Origin of the sequence: Lentibacillus salinarum, from assembly GCF_042679865.1 — a bacterium.
Lineage (GTDB): Bacteria > Bacillota > Bacilli > Bacillales > Amphibacillaceae > Lentibacillus > Lentibacillus salinarum.
The window spans coordinates 69,969-94,316 of the sequence record NZ_JBHTNH010000017.1 but is presented as its reverse complement, the minus strand read 5'-3'; the positions used below and the strand labels follow the sequence as shown (position 1 = coordinate 94,316).

General features: G+C 39.2%; 19 protein-coding genes, 1 pseudogene and 1 CRISPR repeat array. Of the genes and pseudogenes, 19 read left to right on the top strand and 1 reads right to left on the bottom strand.

Annotated features, from left to right (window positions below; genetic code table 11):
• Nucleotides 1-198 precede the first annotated feature (198 nt).
• The 19 genes and pseudogenes from ACFQ4A_RS08545 (at nucleotide 199) to ACFQ4A_RS08455 (ending at nucleotide 22,057) form a co-directional block, all read left to right on the top strand.
• The gene (locus ACFQ4A_RS08545) at nucleotides 199-396 is read left to right on the top strand and encodes a hypothetical protein (RefSeq protein WP_382399560.1); all 198 of its coding nucleotides are present in this window, start codon (nucleotides 199-201) and stop codon (nucleotides 394-396) included.
• 471 nt (nucleotides 397-867) lie between these two features.
• Nucleotides 868-1,236: a DUF4181 domain-containing protein gene (locus ACFQ4A_RS08540; RefSeq protein ID WP_382399558.1), complete on the top strand. Its 369-nt coding sequence runs from the start codon at nucleotides 868-870 to the stop codon at nucleotides 1,234-1,236.
• A gap of 826 nt (nucleotides 1,237-2,062) precedes the next feature.
• Complete coding sequence (locus ACFQ4A_RS08535) at nucleotides 2,063-2,497, top strand: hypothetical protein (RefSeq protein ID WP_382399556.1); 435 nt, start codon at nucleotides 2,063-2,065, stop codon at nucleotides 2,495-2,497.
• Nucleotides 2,498-2,616: 119 nt separating this feature from the next.
• Nucleotides 2,617-3,951 (top strand): annotated as a pseudogene (locus ACFQ4A_RS08530) (transposase); the annotation flags it as partial.
• 333 nt (nucleotides 3,952-4,284) lie between these two features.
• Nucleotides 4,285-4,563: a hypothetical protein gene (locus tag ACFQ4A_RS08525; protein WP_382399554.1), complete on the top strand. Its 279-nt coding sequence runs from the start codon at nucleotides 4,285-4,287 to the stop codon at nucleotides 4,561-4,563.
• A 173-nt stretch (nucleotides 4,564-4,736) separates the two neighbouring features.
• Nucleotides 4,737-5,165 (top strand): DinB family protein, encoded by a 429-nt coding sequence (locus ACFQ4A_RS08520; RefSeq protein ID WP_382399552.1) that lies wholly within the window; start codon nucleotides 4,737-4,739, stop codon nucleotides 5,163-5,165.
• Nucleotides 5,166-5,559: 394 nt separating this feature from the next.
• On the top strand, nucleotides 5,560-6,513 hold the full coding sequence (locus ACFQ4A_RS08515; RefSeq protein WP_382399550.1) for an ABC transporter ATP-binding protein: 954 nt from the start codon (nucleotides 5,560-5,562) through the stop codon (nucleotides 6,511-6,513).
• On the top strand, nucleotides 6,510-7,286 hold the full coding sequence (locus tag ACFQ4A_RS08510; RefSeq protein WP_382399548.1) for an ABC transporter permease: 777 nt from the start codon (nucleotides 6,510-6,512) through the stop codon (nucleotides 7,284-7,286). Before ACFQ4A_RS08515 ends, ACFQ4A_RS08510 begins: the two co-directional genes overlap by 4 nt.
• A gap of 218 nt (nucleotides 7,287-7,504) precedes the next feature.
• Nucleotides 7,505-8,287: a carbon-nitrogen family hydrolase gene (locus ACFQ4A_RS08505; protein ID WP_382399546.1), complete on the top strand. Its 783-nt coding sequence runs from the start codon at nucleotides 7,505-7,507 to the stop codon at nucleotides 8,285-8,287.
• Between the two features lie 288 nt (nucleotides 8,288-8,575).
• Nucleotides 8,576-9,292 (top strand): CRISPR-associated endoribonuclease Cas6, encoded by a 717-nt coding sequence (gene cas6, locus ACFQ4A_RS08500; protein WP_382399544.1) that lies wholly within the window; start codon nucleotides 8,576-8,578, stop codon nucleotides 9,290-9,292.
• Nucleotides 9,293-10,987 (top strand): hypothetical protein, encoded by a 1,695-nt coding sequence (locus ACFQ4A_RS08495; protein WP_382399542.1) that lies wholly within the window; start codon nucleotides 9,293-9,295, stop codon nucleotides 10,985-10,987.
• Nucleotides 10,980-11,870 carry a type I-B CRISPR-associated protein Cas7/Cst2/DevR gene (cas7i, locus tag ACFQ4A_RS08490; RefSeq protein WP_382399540.1) on the top strand — a complete coding sequence of 297 codons (891 nt, stop codon included), beginning with the start codon at nucleotides 10,980-10,982 and terminating at the stop codon, nucleotides 11,868-11,870. Before ACFQ4A_RS08495 ends, cas7i begins: the two co-directional genes overlap by 8 nt.
• Nucleotides 11,867-12,577, top strand: a complete 711-nt coding sequence (gene cas5b / locus ACFQ4A_RS08485) for a type I-B CRISPR-associated protein Cas5b (protein WP_382399538.1) — start codon at nucleotides 11,867-11,869, stop codon at nucleotides 12,575-12,577. Before cas7i ends, cas5b begins: the two co-directional genes overlap by 4 nt.
• 58 nt (nucleotides 12,578-12,635) lie before the next feature.
• Nucleotides 12,636-14,861, top strand: coding sequence for a CRISPR-associated helicase Cas3' (gene cas3, locus ACFQ4A_RS08480; protein ID WP_382399536.1), 2,226 nt, complete (start codon nucleotides 12,636-12,638; stop codon nucleotides 14,859-14,861).
• Nucleotides 14,862-14,876: 15 nt separating this feature from the next.
• Nucleotides 14,877-15,371, top strand: coding sequence for a CRISPR-associated protein Cas4 (cas4, locus tag ACFQ4A_RS08475; protein WP_382399534.1), 495 nt, complete (start codon nucleotides 14,877-14,879; stop codon nucleotides 15,369-15,371).
• Complete coding sequence (gene cas1b, locus ACFQ4A_RS08470) at nucleotides 15,372-16,361, top strand: type I-B CRISPR-associated endonuclease Cas1b (RefSeq protein WP_382399532.1); 990 nt, start codon at nucleotides 15,372-15,374, stop codon at nucleotides 16,359-16,361.
• Nucleotides 16,362-16,363: 2 nt separating this feature from the next.
• A complete protein-coding gene (gene cas2, locus ACFQ4A_RS08465; protein WP_382399530.1) occupies nucleotides 16,364-16,627 on the top strand; it encodes a CRISPR-associated endonuclease Cas2 in 264 nt (87 codons plus the stop codon).
• Between the two features lie 181 nt (nucleotides 16,628-16,808).
• Nucleotides 16,809-18,671: a CRISPR direct-repeat array (repeat unit 29 nt; unit sequence GTTATATCTGAACATAGTGGGATATAAAG).
• A gap of 214 nt (nucleotides 18,672-18,885) precedes the next feature.
• Complete coding sequence (locus ACFQ4A_RS08460) at nucleotides 18,886-19,896, top strand: hypothetical protein (RefSeq protein ID WP_382399528.1); 1,011 nt, start codon at nucleotides 18,886-18,888, stop codon at nucleotides 19,894-19,896.
• A gap of 286 nt (nucleotides 19,897-20,182) precedes the next feature.
• Nucleotides 20,183-22,057 (top strand): OPT family oligopeptide transporter, encoded by a 1,875-nt coding sequence (locus tag ACFQ4A_RS08455; protein WP_382399526.1) that lies wholly within the window; start codon nucleotides 20,183-20,185, stop codon nucleotides 22,055-22,057.
• 228 nt (nucleotides 22,058-22,285) lie between these two features.
• Here ACFQ4A_RS08455 and ACFQ4A_RS08450 read toward each other — a convergent pair whose 3' ends face one another.
• Entirely contained in the window at nucleotides 22,286-24,313 is a 2,028-nt protein-coding gene (locus ACFQ4A_RS08450; protein ID WP_382399524.1) for a penicillin-binding transpeptidase domain-containing protein, read from the bottom strand.
• Nucleotides 24,314-24,348: the final 35 nt, after the last annotated feature.

Here is a 24,348-nt window from a genome sequence, read left to right as displayed (position 1 = left end):
AGATCCCAATGAATTAAAAAAATACGATGTTGTATATTTATTTAAAGCTGAATTTACAAAGTGAGGACCTGTGTAATACTTAAGATTTAATATCAGCAAATATTAGAAGAAACCATTCGGCAAAAGGAGCGCAGTTGTTGAATAAACGCTGTGCCTGAATCGGGCCATTATGCAGAACAAGTAAGGGGGTAAATTATTATGTTATTTAATAATAAAGAACATCCCTGGCGTTTTGCTATCGGAGGTTGGGGAGCATTTGTTGTGGCGACTATTTTGTTCTTAATATTTGATTATAATATATATCTAATGCTTGGTCTTTTAACCGCAGCAATAATTTTAACGATTGGGAACGCTATTTATGTGCTTTACACAAAGTGGAAATCAAAGGAAGGGTAATTTTGGCCATTACCAGATATTAGCTTAAACAAACATTGACAATACAGTATTTTAAGCAATCGGGCGCCATTCCGGAATAAGTCTTGGCGCCCGTTCCATACATAAGGGCCATTTTATTGAATAAGGATACAAAGGGGAGTATGTATGTCAAAGTATTTCAAAGGGAAATTTTTGAGGCTAAGAATTATTTTTACTGTTATACTCCTAAGCATAATAACACTATCTCTGTACGGATTAATTTCTAACGCATTAAACTCATTTTTTATGGGAGTAGCTCTTATTGTATTTTTTATTGTGGACAGTAAATTGAGTAAAAATGAACCACATTACTAATCAAACAGGCGCTTGTCAGGAATTATTGGCACAGGATCGAGTGTATGGATTGAGAATATAATAAGTGTATATTATGAAACAAACAATTGCGATTTATATTAAAAAAGCAGGGCGAGGCTTACAGGAGGCATATTAAAAATGGTAACCATTATTGCCATTATGATTGCTATTCTAGTTTTAGATCACTTTATCAATCGAAAGCTGATAACGAAATTGAATATAGAGGAATCCGATTTAGGAAAAACATATGTAAACAAACTACATAAATACGGTGAAGGAATACTTTATTGGACTAGTTTTATTGTGATGATTATAGCAATATCTGACTTCAAATACCTTCGAATATTTATTTTCATAGGTATGACAGTTGTATTTGCTTTCCGTACCATAATGAAATGGATTTACGCAAAAGAAAATAAAACATATCTCTTAAGTGCTACAACTTGTGCCCTTTTTATTTTAGGGTCGGTTATTTATGGAGTAACGACTTATGTTAATATTATTTAAGCAAACGGGCGCGCTTGCGGAATAACGATCAGCGCCGCCCGGTTTTGAGTATAAGGGCCATTTTGTTGAATAAAAAGTTCAAATTAACAGGGCTTATTTTTTTCGAATTTATCAACGTCTTATCCTCCTTCTCTATGTTAGTTAATTATAAACAAAAAGAAATAATTTAAATAGTAAAAAAATACTATTTAAATGATATGTAGATTATGGAATAATGTTACTGTCATAAATAAAATACATATGAAATTACGACTTTATCTATGTTTAATCGCAACTTTTTTTCTAGTATTTTCAAGTGTCTTTACTCCATATGTTAAGGCTTCTAATGGAGAAAAAACAGCTGAAAAGGTAGAACAAACCGACCTTAAAGAGAAGGAAAAGAACGAATTATAGCGACAGCTTGAGATTTTAAAATCTGAAGAGAAAAATATCACAGAAGAAGAAATTGACCGGTATATTAATGATTTCAGTAAGGAAAAATCAGAATATCAAACAAAAGCACTTCCTCTCTTAGCAGGTATAGTAATTAGATCAGGGGTATCATATCTTTCACGTATCTCAGTGGGAGCAACTGTAAGGGTTGGTTCACATACAACACAGAGAGCCGTACAAAGGTCTATAACAGGTAGAAATTTAGATGACGCACTATCTTTGGGGCAAGATACACAGATCGCTTAACTGGAGCTAGAGTCGTCCATAACAGATCAAATGGCGTTGCTGTAGTTATTGATAAGAGCACTAACAAAACAATAACAACTTACCAATCTCTTCTACCTAAAAATCGGTGGCAATCTAGTTTTTGGAGTTGGTAAATGGAGGATATACGATGGCGGAATTATTAGATTATGGTGTAAAATTTAACTCATGTAAAATTGATTTAGAAATTGAGAAGATCGAACCTAAGGATGAAACTAGTGTTACCTTTAATGTAACACTTGTAAGTAAGTACAGTACGATTAAAGAAAAAATCACTTGCTTAAAAAATGACTTTTTATTCATGTTAGAAACCACTCAAGATATTATTAATACTGAAAATCCGAGCTTTATTTCTACAAATGAGCCTGGATTTTTTATGGAAGTTACAAATGCTCAAAAATTAGAAAACGAAACGTTATTTAGTGTACTTTTTGTATTAGACGGAGGAATATTTGGGCCTAACCAGGTATCTACTGATACAGGGCCTGCTTTATACATGATGGTAACAAAAAGCCAATTTCAAACATTTAAAGAAAATTTAGTATCGGAATTAGATAGCTTTTAAATAGGTGACTTATCTTCTAACCTTTTAAAAGTCCGGTGAAAAAGTCGAACTGTGCTAGGAATTTCCCTTCTTTATGTCGAATATAGTCTATAGAACACTTATAAAAGGATGATCCGTTTATGCATTCGCCAAAGCAAAATCACATTCAACCCAGCATGTTTCAATATATTGATATGGAGGATCTCGTTCCCAGGCACCATATCCTGAGAAGGGTGAAAGATGTGATCGACTTTTCAGCTGTCCACGATTGGGTGAAACCTCTCTACTCCGAAAAAACAGGCCGGCCATCTACAAATGCTGAATTGGTCGTGCGGCTGGTTGTACTGGAGTATCTATTTAATCACTCGGAACGGGAACTGTTTGAAACGCTCCCCATGCATGCAGGCTACCTGTGGTTTTGCGGCCTGGATTTTGAGTCTTCTCTTCCCGATCGGACAACACTTGTTAAGACAAGAGCGCTTTGGCGTCGCCACGGTATTTTTGATGATATCATGATGCATGTCGTTGATCAGTGCATTGCTTCCGGCCTCGTTCGCCCAGACGTTCATGCCGGTGTGGACGGCACACAAGTGCGTGCAAACGCGTCCATTCACAGTCTGGAAGAAATAGAGCTGGCTCCGGTTCAAACCATTGAAGGTTACCTGGAAGATAAAAAGCAACGTGACGAGGCATCCTTGGCTCCATCAGACATTACGGACAGCGACGATGAAGATCAAAATCCTCAGCCTCCGAAATCAAAGAACAATCATCAATCGGATCAGCTTCAGGAAAATGCCAGCCATGAGGATTTTCATGGCAAAACATTTTCCAATCAAACCCATCGGAGTACAACAGATCCTGATGCCCGTTTGTACAAAAAGAGCAAAGGGCAGGAAGCTTATCCACGTTACCTTGTACACGACCTGATAGACGTTGAATCAGGGATTATTTTGAAAACTGATGCGAGCGTTGCTTCCGGTACAGCTGAAAGAGAAATTAGCCAACAACAGCTAAACGCTGTTCGTTTTCAGCATCCGCAAATCCATATTCGGACGTTATCGGGTGACAAGGCCTATGGCACACCGGCATATTTGGCCTATTTAATTTCACGAGGCATCATCCCTTTGATTTCGTTGCGAGATCATGAGTTGGAGGAAGTTCCGACTTGGCAAAGGAAAACCCACAACCTTGAACACCAAAGAAAACGGCAGGAAAAAGTTGACAGCGCCAAGGCCAAAAATCAAGCAAAACAAATTCAGATTGACGGCAAATATCAAGATATCCAAGACGAGCGTGTCCAGTGTGAACATGAATTCGCCGAGGCTAAGACAGTTCACGGCATGGATCGTGCCAGAAGCAGAGGGCTGGACTGCATGCAGGAACAGGCACTCTGCACCGCCATCGTTCAAAATCTTAAGAAGTTAAGCCGGTTTAAAGGCAAAAGGCCCAGGACCGGTATTTCAGCATGCGCTGAAACGAAAAATCGGGATGAAATACACCACCATCATCACTTTATTTCCTTTATTTTTAAGGAAATCCAAGAAAAATTCGGGTCTTTGCTCGCATCTCTCGCATCTTTGATGGATGAAAAATATAGTTTTTCACCGGACTTTTAAACATCATTTCATTCTTGTTCCAAATAACAAGACTCAACGAAAGAGAGGTTTGTTATTTTATTATATAAAGTTTTAATGAGTATTCTGGTAGTTAGTAAGTTATTCATTAATCGGGCGCAGTTGCGGAATAAATTTGTTCGTTAGTTGGGCCATATAAGTTATTGGAACTATAAGCTATGGGAGGTGTATTATATGAAGTCAGATAAACTCGTAAATAAACCTTTATCTGTATTTAATATTATCCTAATAAGCGTAGCTATAATATGTTTTATTTTAACATTTCTAGACCGTCAAAACCATTTAATCTATGGTGAAATTATATCTTTTCTGGCTTTTTTATTCTTCTTAATTAAGGGAATTTATTCTATTAAAATCGCTGATTATAAATTTGCAATAATGTGTTTCATATTTGTAATTGTATATATTGCAGTAGTGATATTAAAAGTTTTAATGTACAGTGGAACTTTTTAAAAATAAATAATCAAAACTGTGAATTAATTCACTTAAACAAACGGGCGCTAATCCTTAATAAGGATTGGCTCCAATATTGCATCATGGGGCTAGTTTACGAAATAATAGAAGGAGTTTTATATGTTAAATCGAAATAGTAATTAGGATTATAAATGGCTAGGGGTGAAGACAATATGGATTCGAATGGATTTCTTTATGCTGCAAAAATGACTGATGCCTTAGCAAAGGAAATTTCGGAAACCAAATGGGATATTCAGTTGATTACAGAATTGGGATCACTGAGGAAGTTATTCATCCACATAATCCGTGTTAGGGAGATATACAGGGACGGATTAAGAACTGGTGTTGTAGAATTTCCGGGTGATCTTCCATCTGAATACAATCTAATTGATCAGTTAGAAAGAGCCTCTAATGAGTTGGCCTTTGAATTTACACAGGTAACCCACGAAAGCATAAAAATGGGTGCGGAAAATTTATCAATTATGGAACTGTTAAATACCATAGTTCAGCATGAAGGCATTCATCAAGGACAGTATTTTGTTGCTCTTAAACAAGCTGGAATTAAGCTACCAAAACAATGGATTCAGGATTGGAATATGTAATCACTGCTGCTTCCCTGATACCAGCTAATGGCAAAAAGAGACTATTCAATCATCGGACGCAATTGTTTAATAATCAAATAAAACAGCTCAGTTCATGTGAACTGAGCTGTTTTATTTTTAATAACAAAGACCGCCACAAAGCTTTTTTAATGAGTTAAATTCCTAGTTTATTAAGCTCTTAACAATGGTCTAGAAACGTTGCTGTTTCATGAGAAAATCATACTGATATTTTGAGTTTTATCTATGGTAGGAGAACTAATTATGTGGAAATGCCCCCTTTCGAGATGGAACATATGTCAGCCTCTGGACTGATGGCAAAAACATCCACTGCCCGATTGTGAATTTTAGAAAAATACGTATAATAAAATATAGTCATTGAAAGGGGGTTTAGAATATGGAATCGATCATCTCAGTCAACGCCATACATAAAGCGTATAAGAAACGAAAATCGAAACAGATCTTTACGGCAGTAAGCAATGTATCATTCAGCGTCATGAAAGGGGAAATTGTTGGGTTGCTCGGTCCGAACGGTGCAGGCAAAACAACAACCATCAAAACGATTTGCGGTTTGCTTGTTCCGGATCAGGGAACGGTAACGATAAATGGGTTTGATAGTGTGCGAGACCGTAAGAAAGCCCTTCGCCATATCAGTGCCGTCCTGGAAGGAAATCGTAATTTATATTGGCGGCTGACTGTTTTTGAAAATCTCGTCTATTTTGCCGGCAATCGCGGTGTTCCGAAAAAAGAGATTGCCAAAAAAGTAGAAGAATTGCTCACCCTGTTTCAGCTGCATGACAAACAAGATGAGCTTGTCAATAACTTGTCTCGCGGGATGCAACAAAAATTGGCGGTATCTGTAGCCATGCTGGCGGATACGGATGTCGTGCTTCTGGATGAACCGACATTGGGCCTTGACGTCGAAACCGGCTACGAAGTCCGTAACCTGCTTCGGCATATTGCCCACGAACAAGGCAAAACCATTATTATCAGCACGCATGACATGCCGGTTGTTCAGGACTTATGTGAACGGACAATCATTATCAATGAAGGAGAAGTCATTGCCAATGAACGCGTCGACCAATTGTTAAGGCTGTTTGCGACAAGTGCTTACCGGGTTGAAGTAAAAGCATCACTCACAGATGAACAGCAGGCCATGCTTGCGTCCCGGTTTCCGATTCACCATTGGGAGGCTGATACCCTGGAGGTTAATCTCGATCAGGAGCAGGACATTTACAAACTGATGGCTATTTTAAAACAAAACGAAACGCCGATTGAGACGATCAACCGGACGGGAATTAACTTTGAACAAGTGTTCCGTAAACTTGTGAACGAAGGGGTGACCTCATGACAGCATTTTGGAATGTTCTGCGCGTTAACACGATGATGGAATATGTTGAACTGAAACGTTATAAAGCGAACACGATCAGTCTGCTACTGACATTTTATATCATTTTTATCGCGATGATGTTCGGCATTCAGGTTATCGGCGATCCGGCACAGGCAAGCACAAACACACAATACGTGATTGTCAATTATATTTTCTGGTATTTTGGCATGATGACGTTGCAATCGATGGGCTGGACGATATCTGATGAGGCGATGAAAGGGACACTGGAGCAGCTGTACATGTCACCCGTCAAGCCATGGAATATCCTTCTTTCCCGATTGATTGGTACGATTGCCAACCACTTTGTCCTGGTGGTCGGATTGCTTTTTTTATCGATGGCGACAGCGGGTGAATGGCTGAATTTAAATCCGGTATCCATTATCCCGGTCCTTCTGTTGACAGTGGCCGGCATGATTGGGGCAAGCTTTATTGTCGCTGGCATGGCACTTATTTTTAAGCAAATCAATGCCTTCCTGCAAATTCTTCAGTTTATCATCGCCGGGTTGACTTTCGTCCCACTATCGGCTGCACCATACATGGTGGCAGCGCCAATTGTCAAAGGCGTTGATATGACGAGACACATTATGATCAATGGCTATACATTGGCTGATTTCACAATGGGCGATTACTTGTTGCTCATTGGTAATTCGATTGTGTATGGGTTTATAGGAATCATGTTCTACATCGCCTGCGAAAAATATGCGATGAAAAAAGGACTGCTCGGCCATTATTAAGGTTAAAAAATCGTTGTTCCGCTGTGGGATGACGATTTTTTTTGCATCTTACTTATGGTACGTTTGAACTAAGATATATACCCTCTCATCATTACAATCGTCTGAAAAAACGGTTTGGGGGCGTCTTAAAAAATAATGGTTAAGAATGCCCCCGTTAAGCTTAGAATTTCGATTATAGGTAGAGGAAGTCTAATAATTTTCAGGAGGTAAATGCGGATATGAAGAAAAAAATGGCACTGATTCAGATGGATGTGACGTATGGTGATCCGAAAGTGAATTTTGCCCGTGTTTCCAAATGGGTGATGGATGCCGCGAGCACTGGTGCTGACATCATTGTATTACCCGAGTTATGGGATACAGGCTATGACCTGGAGCGGCTGGATGTGCTGGCAGACAAGGATGCCAAAGCGACGACCGAGTTCCTGAGCGATTTGGCGAAACAGCTGAATGTCGTCATTATCGGCGGATCCGTCGCTGAGGAGAGTAAGGACGGTATGAAAAACACGATGCTTGTTATTGATCGTAACGGCGAGCTTATCCAGACGTACAGCAAGCTGCACCTTTTTCAGCTGATGGATGAACACTTACACCTCGTTGAGGGTCACGATGCTGCTGACTTCGAATTGGAGGGTGTCCCGTCGGCCGGGTTCATTTGCTATGATATCCGCTTTCCGGAATGGCTGCGCAAATCGGCCGTAAATGGAGCTAAAGTTATGTATGTCGTGGCGGAATGGCCAAAACCCCGCATCGATCATTGGCGTGTACTGCTGCAGGCACGTGCGATTGAGAATCAATGTTATGTTGTTGCTTGCAACCGGGTGGGGGCTGATCCGAAAAATGAATTCGGCGGCATGTCGCTTGTTGTAGATCCATGGGGTGAGATCGTTGCTGAAGGCGGCAGTGAGGAAAAGATGGTGCTGGCTGAAATCGATCTGAATAAGGTGGATGATGTCCGGCAGCAGATACCGATTTTCCGGGATAGGCGAGAGGAAAGGTATTAAATTTTTGGAATCTTGGTAGGGTGTGCATTTTTTTGTAGGGGGGATGTGCTATTCTAGTAAGTAATACATAGCTCCCTGTTTAAGTTTCGCTATATGTGATAATATTATAAATATATTTGCATATAGCAGGATATAAAAAGTAAATTATTCTATATCAAAAGGAATAATTATATCTGAACGAAGAGGGGAAAGTTGTATTTTTATAATGCAACTTTTTATTTTCGGAAAATTGTTGACAAAAGATAATAAAATATATAAAATAATTTACTAGGAAAGGGGGGAGATAAAATGAAAGTAAAATTAGTATTTGATATGCAATCTATCCCGATTACTTACAGGCTGGGTACTCTATCAATAATCAAAGAAATGGTGAGAAATGGTTCACAAACCTACTATGATAACCTTTTTGTTCAAAATAAACGAAATATGAAGCCATTCACATATTCGACTTATATAACAAATCTTGATATCAGTCAGGAGACTATTTACGGTAAAGAATTGCATTTGAATCTATCAAGTTCAAGCTATGAATTTATCATGCATCTTATGAATGGCTCCAAAAAAGGCCAAGTATATTACATCCAAGAATCTCAGTTAGTTTTAAAAACGAAAAACTTATTACCTAAAAAGTCTATCAAAGAAGAAAATGTAGTGTTTAAAACTTTGTCGCCCATATTGATAGAATCAAAGGATAAAAAACCAATATTGGCTACAGATAGCAATTTTAATGAAGAACTTCAATATGTTGCTAATCTCATTATCCGAGAACTTTATAAGAGAGAGCCACAACAACCTATTAAAGTTCTGCAAACAATGATGACAAAACAAGTCCTAAAGGAAGACCTTCATCAGAAACAGAAAAGACCATTATATTTAACAACGAACAAAGGTTTGATACAACTCCAAGGGGCTCCTGATGATCTTCAATGTTTATATGATAATGGCGTAAGTATGCGAAGATCACTTGGATTGGGATTATTAGAAGTTGAAAAGGAGGTGAACTAGGTGGATCGGATGGAAGTGTCCATGAACGAATGGGCTTTAACCCAAGGAATGGTCGGATATAAACGAATTTTAGAATCTTATGGCGTAAATGTTCCGACAACGCATGACGGTTTTACTATTACAAAAGAGCAGCTGGAGGTACTACCAGATGCATTTTTCGATTACTTTTTGAAAAAGTACAGTGTTGCTAATAGGCATGAACAGGTACTCAAAAGTTGGCATAGCCGCTGGAAAAACGGAGAAGAGAAATATAAATCAAATCTAAACAAGCGATTAAAAGATATCGAAACAAAGGTTGATAAATATTTTAAAGAATACGAATTCGGCTGGAATGTAATCGACAATGTGGAGCATTATCGATCTGAAAAGACGTATAAAGAAGAAACGGATGAATGGCTGGATGACATTATCGCGGGAATACACACAAAAGAAATCGATGAAAAGTTAACTTGCAATGCGTTTAAAGCTATATATTTTCAACCGTATTTTGGTCAAGTGTCATTTCTTAATGTTGTCCATAACTCAAAAAATGTAGAAGAACAAAAGGCGTTATTCGAAAAAGATTTTATCCAACCGGTCATCGACGAGTGGAATCTATTATATGCGATTGACGAAAACGAATTAAATACTGTCCATCAACTGTTGCAAAATTCAGAGCATAAGTCTTTAGCTGTTCTCAAAAGGCCATTTAAGAAATTAAGCACCGACGAAATGAAACAATACATAAACGAAGAAATTCTTAAATGCAGTTTAACAGATTTTCGCTTAGGACTTTTTTCTTTTGAAGAAAGTGTATTCTCACCTTTAGCCTTAAGCCTTAAAAATGCGTTGAACAGTACTTGGAATAGTGAAGGTAACAACTTTTTTCCGATTAGTGCTCTAGCAAAATTACTATTATTCTGTGCACCTGCTGGGGCGACCATTTCCAATGGCAAATCCGTTTTTGTACAATTTGATGGCTCATTTGACCAAATATACCAAACAAATGAACATTACAGCACTGAATCCGATGATAACATATCATTTGATGAAGTTATTTTCGATCTTGTTACCGAGCAGAAGTTAAGAGCAGATATGTTGATTAAAAATTACCTTATCGTTGAGTATGAGTCCGACTATCAAGCCAAAAAGACATTACTGGATTACATGATTTTAACACCAAATTTGATACATCTTTTTGAAAAACACAATAAGCTATTTGGTTATCTATTTTACAAAAACCGGATTGCTTTTATTAAATATCTGCTAAAGAATATAGACACAAAAGTATTTATTTTTGAAACACTCCGGGATAAAGTCAAGAACAATTATTCACCTTTAGAAGTTATGTTCATGACAATATTGAGACACTATAATGAATTTTACTTAAAGGAGGGCGTCAATTATATGGATCCTGAAAAACAGCAGAAATACATTTGGGTCTTGTACAAGAGTGCAGAGAATGTGCGAAATAAGATTGGACTAAAGAAAGCACAAGGTATTGCATATCGTTTATTGAATTCTGTTCAGGCAGGAAATCGGAATACATTTATGGATACCGTCATGAGGATTTATATTTCCAACGATTTGGAAATGCCGTCACTGCTATTGGAAGCTTTGCACGAAAATAACATGGACTTCGAAACTATTGCAAACGCATGGATTTCCGGACTAATTTCTAAACCAAATGAGGAGGGGGAAGTTAAAAATGGCTAATAATAAAGCAATTACATTTACGGTCGTCTTTCGGGCGAATTCATTAAATTATGGTGAGGGAACTGCCAATATTTCCGAGCTGAAAAAGTTCCATCGTGGTGATGGCGGTGTTTATTCATTTGCATCGAGGCAAAGTTTACGTTATGACATGGTGCGTCTTGGCAATCAATTTTTTAATTGGAACTTAGACGTAGTGGACAAAGAACAGCGTGTTATTCAATTTAAAGAAAAATGCACGATAGAAGATTCGGTTGAAATGGATTTATTCGGTTATATGAAAACAAAAGCCAAAACGGGTGCTGCCAAACGATCTGCTGTCGTTCGCTTAAGTCATGCCATTTCACTGGAGCCTTATAAAAGTGATCTCGAGTTCTTAAACAATATGGGGTTGGCTTCGAGAATCAATGAAGATTCCAATCTGGCAACGATTGAACAGCATATCAGTTATTATGCCTATACGGTTACGATTGATCTGTCAAGGGTAGGGGTTGACGAAGGTGTTGAGTTAAATACAGAAGAAAAAGTCAACCGAGTAAACCAGTTTTTGGAGGTTACCAAATTTTTAACTCGTGAAATACGTGGCAGACAAGAGAATCTTTCACCTCTATTCATAATTGGCGGTGCCTACCCTATTCCAAATCCATTCTTTCAGGGACGTGTATCGCTTGAAAGCAAAGATCAATTAAATATTACATCATTAGAGGATACAGTTAGTGCAAATGTTTTCGGTTCGTCAATCAAAGAAGATACCGAAATTGGCTATGTTCGGGGTGTTTTCGCTAATGAAGATGAATTTTCAAGAGTCGCTGATACAGTAAGAGTAGATGAGTTCTATGAGCATTTGGCAAAGCAAGTTGGTCAGTATTACGGTGTTTCTGTATGAAGGTATTGAGAATTAAAGCATTTCAGGAAACTGTGTGTTATAAAAAGCCTTTTGCAAACAAGGTTACTGAAACATACCCGCTCCCGCCTTATTCAACTGTTAAAGGAATGATTCATGCTGTTTTGAATGCGGACAGGCTAATTCCATTTTCGTTATCTATACAAGGTGATTTTGAAAGTCAAATTGTTGATTACCGGAAGACTTATTTTGTGAAGAAGCATGAATTTGCTATGCCGATTATTTTGGATGGAATAGCGGAGGAGGCCCCTGTTTACTCAAGCAATGTTATGACGTCCATGCCATTGTACACACATATGCTTTACAATGTAGGGCTGGTATTTCATATTAAGGCGGAAGAAAAAGTGTTGAATGATATATATAATGGATTTCAGGAAACATGTTCATTTGTATCATTAGGTCGACATGAGGATCTACTTCGGATTGATGAGGTTGACTTTGTAACACTTGAAGAGACAGAGGAATGCACGACAAAACATTCTATTTATGTACCTAAGGTGCAAGTGACTGAAGACGGTTTGGGGATACCTTATTTACTGAATTGGACGTACACAATTAAAAAAGGTATCAGAGAATGGAATAGGATACCTTCAATTTATATAGCACGACATGAAGAAATTAATAAAGATTATTTCGATAGTCCGATCTTGATTGATGGGGACGATTACCCCGTGTTCTGGAATCAATAATATAAAAAGCCAATGTGGAGCCGTCCTCATTGGCTTATTGGAAAAGAGGCGACGTTTAATGCTAATAGCAAAAACCAGACCGGAAATGGAGACACTCAAAGAACATACAGATGAGTTGTTAAAAAGATTTACTGTATTGAAAAACGCCTATTCTGAGAAAATCCCGGAATATAAAATATGGGATATATTGTATAAGGCCGCGCAATACCATGATTTAGGAAAAGTGAATAATGATTTTCAGGGAAAAATGCATAAGGCACTAAAAACAAATGAAGCTGTTCATCCTTCCCATTTTGGTCACATACCACATAATTATTTATCACCTTTCTTTTTACCGGTTTCAAGCTGGGATCTTAGTGAAGAGGAGAGAAGGGTGCTTGTCCAGGCAATTGCCTATCATCATGAAAGAAATACGAAGCCGGATGTATCGTTTCTGACCAAGGTATATCAGGAAGAACTGCTAAACCATTTTGATGAGATAAAAAAAGAAATGGAGCTTAGTGTCCCGGATAAAAATCAAAAGAAGTTTAAGATTACCAATCCTTTAAAACCTAAGGATCGAATTACAGAAATAAAAGACGGCAGGGATACTTACTATTTATACATTTTAATAAAAGGGTTATTGCACCGTTTAGACCATGCAGCTTCAGCACATATCCCCGTAGAAGTTGACACCAATGTAAATATTGCAGATCTAACACACAATTATATGCAAGAAAACTTTGGTGAGCGTTCACTTCGACCACTTCAGGAATACACATACCAAAATCAGAATAAGAATCTCATTATCATTGCCCAGACAGGAATGGGAAAAACGGAAGCTTCGTTGCTTTGGGCCGGAAACGATAAAACGTTTTTCACCCTTCCCATTCGTGTTTCCCTTAATGCGCTATATGACCGTGTCCATAGTGATATGAATTATAAAAATGTTGGACTGCTGCATGGGACAAGTGCTTCACATTTGGATAAAAATGGCGATGAGGACTGGGAAATCATTTTTGATCAGTCCCAAAACTTCTCGAATAAACTATTGTTCACAACGATTGATCAAATATTGAAGTTCCCTTTTAAATTTAAAGGCTATGAAAAGTTTTTTGCTACTATGGCTTATTCAAAAGTTATTATTGATGAAATCCAGGCATATAACCCATGGATTGTAGCAGTACTTCTTAAGGCGATTGAGATGATTCATAAGATTGGCGGGAAATTTATGATTATGACAGCTACAATGCCTCAAATCTATTTGGATGAGCTGGCAGATAGAGGAATTTTAGATGATAATACAATAGTGAATGAATTTGTAGACGAATCATTGATAAGGCATAGAATCAGCCTACAAGATATGGGGATTTATGATGATAAAGATCGCATAGTAGAGATGGCGACAAATCAAAAAGTGCTGATTATTGTTAATACCGTTGACAGGGCAATAGACCTTTTTAAGCAGTTAGAGGGAGAAAATGTTCATTTATTGCACTCCCGTTTTGTTCAGCGCGATCGGGCCCTGTTAGAAAATGAGATAAAACGATTTGCCGATGAGGAAACAAACGGCATTTGGATTACAACACAATTGGTAGAAGCGTCAATAGATATTGATTTTGATATCCTATTCACCGAACTTTCCACGATTGACAGCTTATTGCAGCGATTGGGGCGTTGTTATCGAAATCGGAAATTGGATCACGAAAACTCGAATGTATATATTTATACAGACGACGTATCCGGAAGCAAGTATGTTTACGATGAGGATATTTTAAACTTAACTGAAAAATACTTACTAGCTTATGATACAAAGCTGTTAAGTGAGAAGAATAAAGTTGAATTGGTCAAAAAAATCTATTCAAAAGAAGAATTGCAAGGGACAAAATTCTACGAGCAATTTAATAATGCCGTTCATAAATTAAATTACTTGGAGGACTACCAATATACAAATGATGAAGCTCAAGAAATATTGCGTGGCATTCAATCGGTAACTGTTATTCCTAGGGTTATATACGATGAAATAATTGATTTACTTGAAGCGCTGGAAAAAGAACTTAATTCACAGGACCGGACAAGACTACGTCGGGAAGTAGACAACTATACAGTTTCCATTCCAAAACATAAATACAGGAGTGAAAGAACACCGATTGATTTATACCAAACAGGGAAAGACGGACGAAAATATAATATATTACCCAATGTCGAAATTTTAGACGTTGAATATGACTTCGATTCTGAAACATTGCGTGGCATCGGCCTAAGTGACAAACAAGTATCGGAGAATTCTTTTATATTGGATTAATGGGAGTTGATAAAAATGATTAGTGGTTTGCATATACAGTACTACTTTGTTTGTCATCGCAAATTATGGCTCTACTCCAAGAATATCCAACTTGAGGAAGGGAACGAACGTGTGCAAACAGGGAAAATTCTACACGAAAGGTCATATAGAAATTCGGACAAAAAAGAACTCACGGTGGATAATATCAAAATAGATGCCATTGATGGCGATTATGTCAGGGAAGTTAAGGTAACAAGTCGAATGACAAAAGCTGATAAATGGCAATTATTGTTTTATTTGTATGAACTTAAAAAGCGCGGCCTTAACAAAAAAGGGTTAATCAGTTATACCAAAGAAAAACGAACGGAAGAAGTTGAATTGAAGGAGAAAGATGAGAAAAAGCTTGAAGAAATTATTGAGAATATTTATCAGATATTAGAACAGTCTAGGCCGCCAAGTGTTATAAATTCGCCAATATGTACAAAGTGTGCCTATTATGATTTTTGCTATGCGGAAGAAGGTGAGGAGTAATTGAATAAGGATTATTTTATCTTCAATAGCGGTCGAATGCGAAGAAAGAATAACACATTCTATTTTATAGATGAAGAAGATAATAAAAAATCGCTACCAGTTCACCAGATTGAAAACATATATGTGTTTGGGAAGGTGGACTTCAACACTGATTTTTTAGACTTACTGACAAAACATGATGTCAGGATCCATTTCTACAATTATTATGGTTTTTATTATGGAACGTATTATCCCCGGTCAAAAAAGGTTTCTGGGTTTACGATCGTTAATCAGAGCAGTCATTATTTAGATAAGGATAAAAGGGAATACTTAGCTAAGCAATTTGTGTATAGCAGTGCTTTTCATATGCTGCGTAATCTGAGAAATTATAAAAAGTACGAAGAAGTAAATGCGGTGAGTGAGCGTATGCAGTCAAATCTGGAATTATTAGAAAGCGTTAAACGGGTGCCAGAAATCATGGGGGTGGAAGGAACTTTAAGACAGCTATATTATTCTTCCTTTAACTATTTTTTGCCGGATGAATTTGCATTTGATGAGCGAACAAAACGACCACCTAAAGATCCTTTGAATGCTTTGATTTCCTTTGGGAATAGTATGTGTTATACAGCCGTTTTAACGGAAATCTATAAAACACACCTTGACCCTACTGTAAGTTTTTTGCATGAGCCGTCGACAAAAAGGTTCTCGCTGAGTTTGGATATTGCCGAGATTTTTAAACCTTTGTTAGTGGATTCGGCTATATTTGCATTGCTTAATCGCAAACAAATAAAAATATCAGATTTTGAATTTCTGGAGGAAATGGTCATACTGAATGACACAGGGAAAAAGAAGTTTATTAAAGAATGGAATGAAAAACTTGGAACAACAATACGACACCGTAAGCTAAAGAGAAACGTTTCTTATAAGTATTTTATTAGATTAGAATGCTATAAGCTCATTAAGCATTTTATAGGGGACCAACACTATAAGCCTTTAAAAGCGTGGTGGTAATGATGTACGTTATCATTACATACGATGTGGGGGTAAAACGTGTCGGTAAAGTGTGCAAAAAATTAAAGGAATACCTTACATGGTCCCAGAATTCTGTGTTTGAAGGCGAAATTACGAAGACATTATTGCTTCAATGTATGGATGAAATTGAATCGATTATAAATCCAGAGGTGGACTCTATATATTTATACGAAGTAAGAAATCCTAATCATATCCAAAAAACATCTTATGGGGTGGAAAAGTCATTTGATGATATGTTTCTATAAGTCGTATTTGCAGTAAACCTAAAATTGGTAGAAATGGTGTTTAAATATTGGTATAATACGGTTAGTTGGTTATTTTTCGTTGCGTCTATTATTTAAGACTGATGGTTTACTGCAAAAATCGTTTCATACGAATTCCATGAAGGTTGATATCATGGGATTTTCCACCCGATTTTTGCGGGGGGTTATATCTGAACATAGTGGGATATAAAGTTTGTTCCACCTGACTTCAATTCGTCTATATAATCATCGTTATATCTGAACATAGTGGGATATAAAGCAAGAAAGTATGCGGAAAATATTAGATGAGTCGGAGGTTATATCTGAACATAGTGGGATATAAAGTGTAATCACCCTTGCTTCCCTGTTCTTTTCGGTGACATGTTATATCTGAACATAGTGGGATATAAAGTTTAATTTCTTTTTCTTGCTCTTTCGTAATCCTCAGTTATATCTGAACATAGTGGGATATAAAGTTAATTGTTTTTTGCGTTGTTCAAACAAACGCTTTTTGGTTATATCTGAACATAGTGGGATATAAAGACGATAACGAAAAAGTAATTGAGGGTTATTTCATTCGGTTATATCTGAACATAGTGGGATATAAAGTTCTTCCTCACTGCATGATTCGTATAATTCATAAGCGACCGTTATATCTGAACATAGTGGGATATAAAGTTAGCCAATACCACCACCTCAATTAAAAAAGCACCGTTATATCTGAACATAGTGGGATATAAAGGCGTCTTATCATAGGCGCTATTATTATGGCTGTTTTAAAGTTATATCTGAACATAGTGGGATATAAAGTCATCATCCATAATCTGCTTAGTCAGTTCAGCCGCATTGTTATATCTGAACATAGTGGGATATAAAGCTTGCGTAAATATGGAGCGTGCCTCGTCATCAGTGACGTTATATCTGAACATAGTGGGATATAAAGAAAAACAATCGCGTTTGCGTCCGGGTCTTGCATAAGTCGTTATATCTGAACATAGTGGGATATAAAGAATGCTTCTGACACGATATCAGCACTTTCTGGCACGTTATATCTGAACATAGTGGGATATAAAGATTTGAGAAGTGGTCACACTAAAAGTTGTGGTTGTGTTATATCTGAACATAGTGGGATATAAAGATCGATGAAAGAGCAACGCACAGAAGATGAATTGACTGTTATATCTGAACATAGTGGGATATAAAGGCAATATCCACGTGAGATTACCTTTCGCACCTTTCGTTATATCTGAACATAGTGGGATATAAAGAAGTTATTCATGTTTTCATCAAACAAATGAACTTCTGTTATATCTGAACATAGTGGGATATAAAGCCCGATGACGGTATGCTTACTATATCGCCCCATCGAGGTTATATCTGAACATAGTGGGATATAAAGAACGAATTTCCCCTTCTTCAATATCAACGTGGTCAGTTATATCTGAACATAGTGGGATATAAAGCCGTTAAGAATAGAATCCATATAATAAACCTCATCGTTATATCTGAACATAGTGGGATATAAAGATTTTATATTTCACCTAATCGCCCTCCATCCCTTCCGTTATATCTGAACATAGTGGGATATAAAGAAAGCTATGGCTCATCCACATCAGGTATGCACGGAGTTATATCTGAACATAGTGGGATATAAAGTCGTATAAGTAATCGTTGTTTAGCAAAAAGTTATATGCGTTATATCTGAACATAGTGGGATATAAAGCGCGATGTGGGTATCGGGGTTGACGGAAAACCCGGGTTATATCTGAACATAGTGGGATATAAAGATTCGATCAACATTTATACAGCAGCAATGAAAGCCTGGTTATATCTGAACATAGTGGGATATAAAGGAGTAAATGGTGAAGTGCTACTGATACCGGATGCCGTTATATCTGAACATAGTGGGATATAAAGTCACCTAAAACAACTTCTGAAGCGTACCCATTTTGGGTTATATCTGAACATAGTGGGATATAAAGATTATTATACTAGAACGGTGCCAAAACGTATCTTCCGTTATATCTGAACATAGTAGGATATAAAGCTTACCAAAACAACCTATGAAAATACATTTGAAACAGTTATATCTGAACATAGTGGGGACTCTAACAATATAACAATAATAGGCTAATTAACGGGTGAAATAGACTTTCGTTAATTGTTTTTTAGATAATTGTCTTTTATCACCAACCCCGTCAACATACATAAACTAAAGAGGCGTAATTATTATCATTTATAATAAAAAAGGAGTGACCGCTTTGTCAAATCGTCATTATTACGTCACCGGCAACACGGCTGAGGGGCTAGTTAACCATCTGGACACAAATCTGCACAATATCCGGCAAATCGTGGCATTGCAGCATTCATCTGCCAAACTGAAAACGTCCGTACTCAAAAAGTTGGCTAAACATTACCAGAACAATAATTTGGAAATACTTGAAAGCGCGTTGGGTAGTGACTATCTGGACGGTATCATTATTCGTGATCAATCACTTGCATACATTGACGAAAAGATCACCACGACGCAGACCGATACAATTAATCTAGCAGCGTCTTTTTCGCCGCCGAAACATGATTTGTCGGAGGTAAATGGCCTAATTCAAAAAGCATATGACAGTTTTGCAGAAGGCTTGAAAATTCATGATGATTTGGAAGATATCTACATCAAACAAATGGATTTCAAGCATGCGGATGCATTTACAGAACAATTCATTCATGATTTACTTAAAAATATTCCTGCAAGGGATCGCATACCGCATACGTATACCCGGCTTTTCGGTACAAATACGGCAGATGGTGTGGTGAATGTCGTGCCCCATCTCATCAAAGACATAACCAATGTTTATTACGTAAAAGGCCGGGCCGGTACAGGGAAATCCGTATTTATGAAGAAAATTGCCGCAGCATGTGAGGACCATGGCTTTGATGTGGAGCTGTATTACTGCAGTTTCGACCCGAATAGTATCGACATGGTGCTCGTTCGTGGCTTGGATTTTTGTATATTTGACAGCACCGACCCACATGAATTCTTCCCGGAAAAAGAAAAAGACGTCATAATTGATTTATACGGTGAATTGGTGGCACCTGGGACAGACGAGAAATTCGCTACGGAAATCAATGACGTGCATACACGTTACAAAGCCTGTATGAAAAAGGGTGTGCGCTATTTGAAAGAAGCCGGTGAAATGCGACAGCAGCTGGAAGATGACTACATGCGAAATATAGCTTCTCATGACATAAATACATGTTTTCAATCAATTTTGAGATGAACGGTTTGCCGTTGATTTTATAGAATCAATGGCTTTTTTCTTTTGTAATTATTGGAATTTAACACCCGATCTTTCATAATATGAGTTTTTGTGATATAGTTTTAAAATAATTCAATACTGGCTGACCTGTGCCAGGTATAAAAAAATGAAGTGATCGTTCCTTGCTATGTTCCATAGTAAGGAATTTCTATTTTCAGGAATTTGGCTTTTTATTATTAATTGTCTTAACCTTTTGACGGAAATAGACTTCATTTTGCAAGTAAGATTTACAAGGAAGGTGTTAGTGATGTCAAAACAACAGGATAAACAGGATGAATTTAAGCCATATGTTCCGGCATCGAAAAAACCCCCTGAATTCACCTGGGTGGCGATGGTCATCGGTGCTGTGCTGGCGATTGTATTCGGTGCGGCGAACGCCTATTTAGGGCTGATCGTCGGGATGACGGTGTCTGCTTCGATTCCGGCTGCTGTCATTTCCATGGCAGTGCTGCGAATCATTATGAAGCGGACATCCATTCTGGAAAATAATATTGTGCAGACGATCACCTCGACCGGGGAATCGTTGGCAGCGGGTGTTATTTTTACATTGCCTGCGCTATTCATTTGGCAGCTGCAGCCGAGTTTAACGACGATTGCGATTATTGCGCTGGCCGGCGGTATTCTAGGCGTTGTCCTGATGGTGCCGCTGCGCCGGGCGTTGATTGTCAACGAGCATGACACACTGCCATATCCGGAGGGTACCGCATGTGCCGAGGTGCTGCACGCCGGTGAAGAAGGCGGGAAAGGTGCCAAGCTCGTCCTGGGCGGTCTCGGGATTGGTGCAGCTTTCAAAATGCTGACGGATGCGGTTAAAGCATTCCCGTCATCGATTGAGTGGGAGATTTACAAATTTAAAAATGCCGCTATCGGGATGGATACATTGCCGGCCATGCTTGGTGTTGGTTATATTATCGGGCCGCGGATTGCCGGTATCATGTTTGCCGGTGGTGTGCTTGGCTGGCTCGGCATTATTCCACTGATCAGCTATATTGGTGAGTTTACCACCGCGCCGATTTATCCGGGTGACGTGCCGATAACGGAAATGGGCTTTCATGATATTTGGGACAACTATCTTCGCTACATCGGTGCTGGTGCGGTGGCATTCGGCGGTATTATGGGATTGATCAAAACATTACCGACAATTGCGGCGTCATTTATGGGCTCGATTAAAGGTTTCTCTTCTGCCAGTGATTCGGTCGATTTACGTACCGACAGAGATATTCCGATGCCGTTAATCGTTGTGCTGACCGTTGTATTTATGGGCATTTTAATGTTTTATCCAACGATTGATGTTGGCCTGATCGGTGCTATTCTGCTGTTTATTTTTGGTTTTTTCTTTGTCACTGTTTCATCACGGATTGTCGGTGTTGTCGGCAGTTCGTCCAATCCTGTATCCGGTATGACGATCGGGGCGCTTATCTTTATTTCGCTGGTGTTAACCGCGATTGGACAAACTGGACAAGCTGGTGCGGTAACCGCCATTATTATCGGTTCGGTTGTGTGTATTGCAGCGGCGATTGCCGGGGATACGTCACAGGATTTGAAAACCGGTTATATCGTCGGAGCGACACCCAGGTGGCAACAAATCGCCCAATTATATGGTGTTTTGATTGCCAGTATTGTTATTGGCTTTATCCTGGTGCTTCTGGATAGTGCCTATGGCTTCGGAACAGAAGAACTGCCGGCACCACAGGCTGTTCTCATGTCAATGATTGTTGATGGCATCATGAGCGGGGATCTGCCTTGGAACCTCATCTTTATTGGGGCGGCAGCTGCTGCGACCGTTGAACTCTTCGGCATCGGTTCCCTGCCGTTTGCGGTCGGGCTCTACTTGCCGATCCATACGACAGCGCCGATTATGGTTGGCGGACTTATCAGCGGTATCATTAAACGACGTACCAAAAACAAAGAAGAATTTGAAGCGAAAAATGAACGCGGTATTTTGCTGGCGTCCGGTTATATTGCCGGTGAGGCACTGATGGGTGTGATTGTGGCATTGGCTGTTACAGCTGGTGTTGTCTTCCCTGAAGAAACATTCTTCGGCCCATTTGTATCACTGATCGCGATTGCCGCGGTCGCCTGGTATCTATACCATACAGCCAATAAGAAGTCGATTAAGTAAAACGGCTTGGTTAAAACTAGGAGCTATCTCTTTTAAAGGGATGGCTCTTTTTTTGTATGCTTTGCGCGGTAAGCTGAATGATCCAGGAAAGTGGCCGGAATATCGTGAAAACTGGTCGAATTAATGTGGACGGCATATGGATGCTAATATGATTTGTCGGAGGTCAATAATTGTATGTAAATAGAAGACGTGCACCCGGATAAGGTCGGATACACGTCTTTCTTTGCGTCATTTTATTTTCTTCAGGATCTCGGTCACTTTTTCCACGGTGTAAGCACTACCGCCTTTGTCATGTGTTTCTTCAACCATCATCGCAATCAAAATATCCTGATCGTCTGCTGGGTAGCCGACAAACCAGCCGTTTTCGTCACCATCTTCGTCAGCGGCAAGCTTTAGTTCGGCTGTCCCTGTTTTACCGGCAATTGGGAAGTCGGCATCCTGTGCGGCCTTTGCTGTTCCATTTGATGCATCAACGACATCGCGGAGAGCGTCCTGGATAAGCGTTGCCTCATCACTTGAGATTAATTGTTCTTTCCAAATTTGGCTGTTTTCCTCATCTGCCAGAAATGTTGGCTTAAGCATATCCCCGTCATTTAAAAACGGCGTGTATGTTAATGCCAGATGCAGGGCGCTCACTTCGATTTCACCTTGGCCATAGCTGGTATTGGCCAGCTGCACCTCATCATCAATCGTCCCGCTGGAAGAAACGGAAGATGACGTCACGGGATAGTCAAATGGCAGGTCATCACCGAGGCCAAATTGCTCCAGTCCCTCGACCAATGCATCACTGCCCATTTCCACACCTTTTCTGGCAAAGTAAATGTTATCTGAGCGAATCAAGGCATCCGTGACATCGACAGGGCCATTGGATTCACTGACACGACGGACCTCATAGTCGCCCCAGCCTTCACCGTTGCTCCAAGTGAGGCCGTTAATCTCCATGCCTTCACCTGGTACAATGCTGCCATTGTTAAGACCAATGGCGGCTGTTACCGGTTTAACGGCCGATCCGGGTGAAAATGTCGCTGTAAAACGATTCAATTCAGGCTTCTGCGGGTCATTTTGCAGCGCTTCATATTGTGACTGGGATATCCCGTACAGAAAATTGTCCGGCACAAAAGCCGGGCTGCTGACCAACGCTAATGTTTCACCGGTTTTGGGATTAATGGCTGCTGCTGTACCGGCATCCCCATCATATGAATCGTAAATGGCTTCCTGCACATCAGCATCAATCGTGGTGATGATATTGTCACCATTGGCCACTTCTTTCTCAGCAATGATGGTTTCCCCGCCATTTTCACCGACAGCGGTGATCACAGCACCTTTTTCACCTTTTAATCGTTTTTCAAATAAGGCTTCGAGACCGCGCTGACCAACCATATCATCCGTACTGTATTTGTCGGTGTCCAGTTCTTCCAGATCCTCTGCCGTCACTTGGCTGATATAGCCGGTAAGGTGTGCAGCGGCTTTGCCAAGCGGATAAACACGGCCGGTTGCATCACGTGTGGTGACACCATCCAGCTCGATTAACTGGTTAACTTTGTCCTCTTGCGACTGGGGAAACTTCTCCAGCGGGACGAACATATTCGGTTCAACCCATTCCTGATTCAGGCTGTCACCGATGCTTTCTTCGGACATCCCGATTTGATCAGCTATGTCCTGTATGGCCTGCTCTGACTGCTCTCCTAATTTTTCCGGGATGATACCAACTTCATGAACCGTGTCGTTAAGCGCTAAAGGCATACGGTTACGGTCGAGAATTTCGCCCCGCTTCGGTTCGGTTGTTTCCAAGCCGATTTCCCCGCCATTCTTAATTTCCGGGAAAATAAAACCAGGATCCCATTCGACGAACCAGTTTTCCTTGTCTTCATCGTCTACCTTTTCTTTGATTAGCGTTGCTTCGTAATCAAACGTAATCGGTCCGGCGACTGATGTCATTTCTACGGTTATTGGAAATTCGGCTTTGCCTTCATCCATAGCCGCGTCCATTTGCTCTTCGGATAGTTCATCGTACGTGATGTTCAGGTCTGATATATTCAGATCAGCATAAATGGTTTCATAGCGGTCAACAAATTCTTCTGTTGGATAGGCTTCCGCTGATGCATCGGTAAGCATGCTGTACATGTCCGAAAACGCCTGATTGTTCCAATGACTGATATATTGGTCAAAACGTTCCTGTGGTGTCGTTTCATCGTTTGAACAAGCCGTGATGAGACTTAACAGCATTAATGACAATAATAGGACTAGTTTTTTCATACAATCCCCTCTATCCTTTTGTATGATCTGTCTTT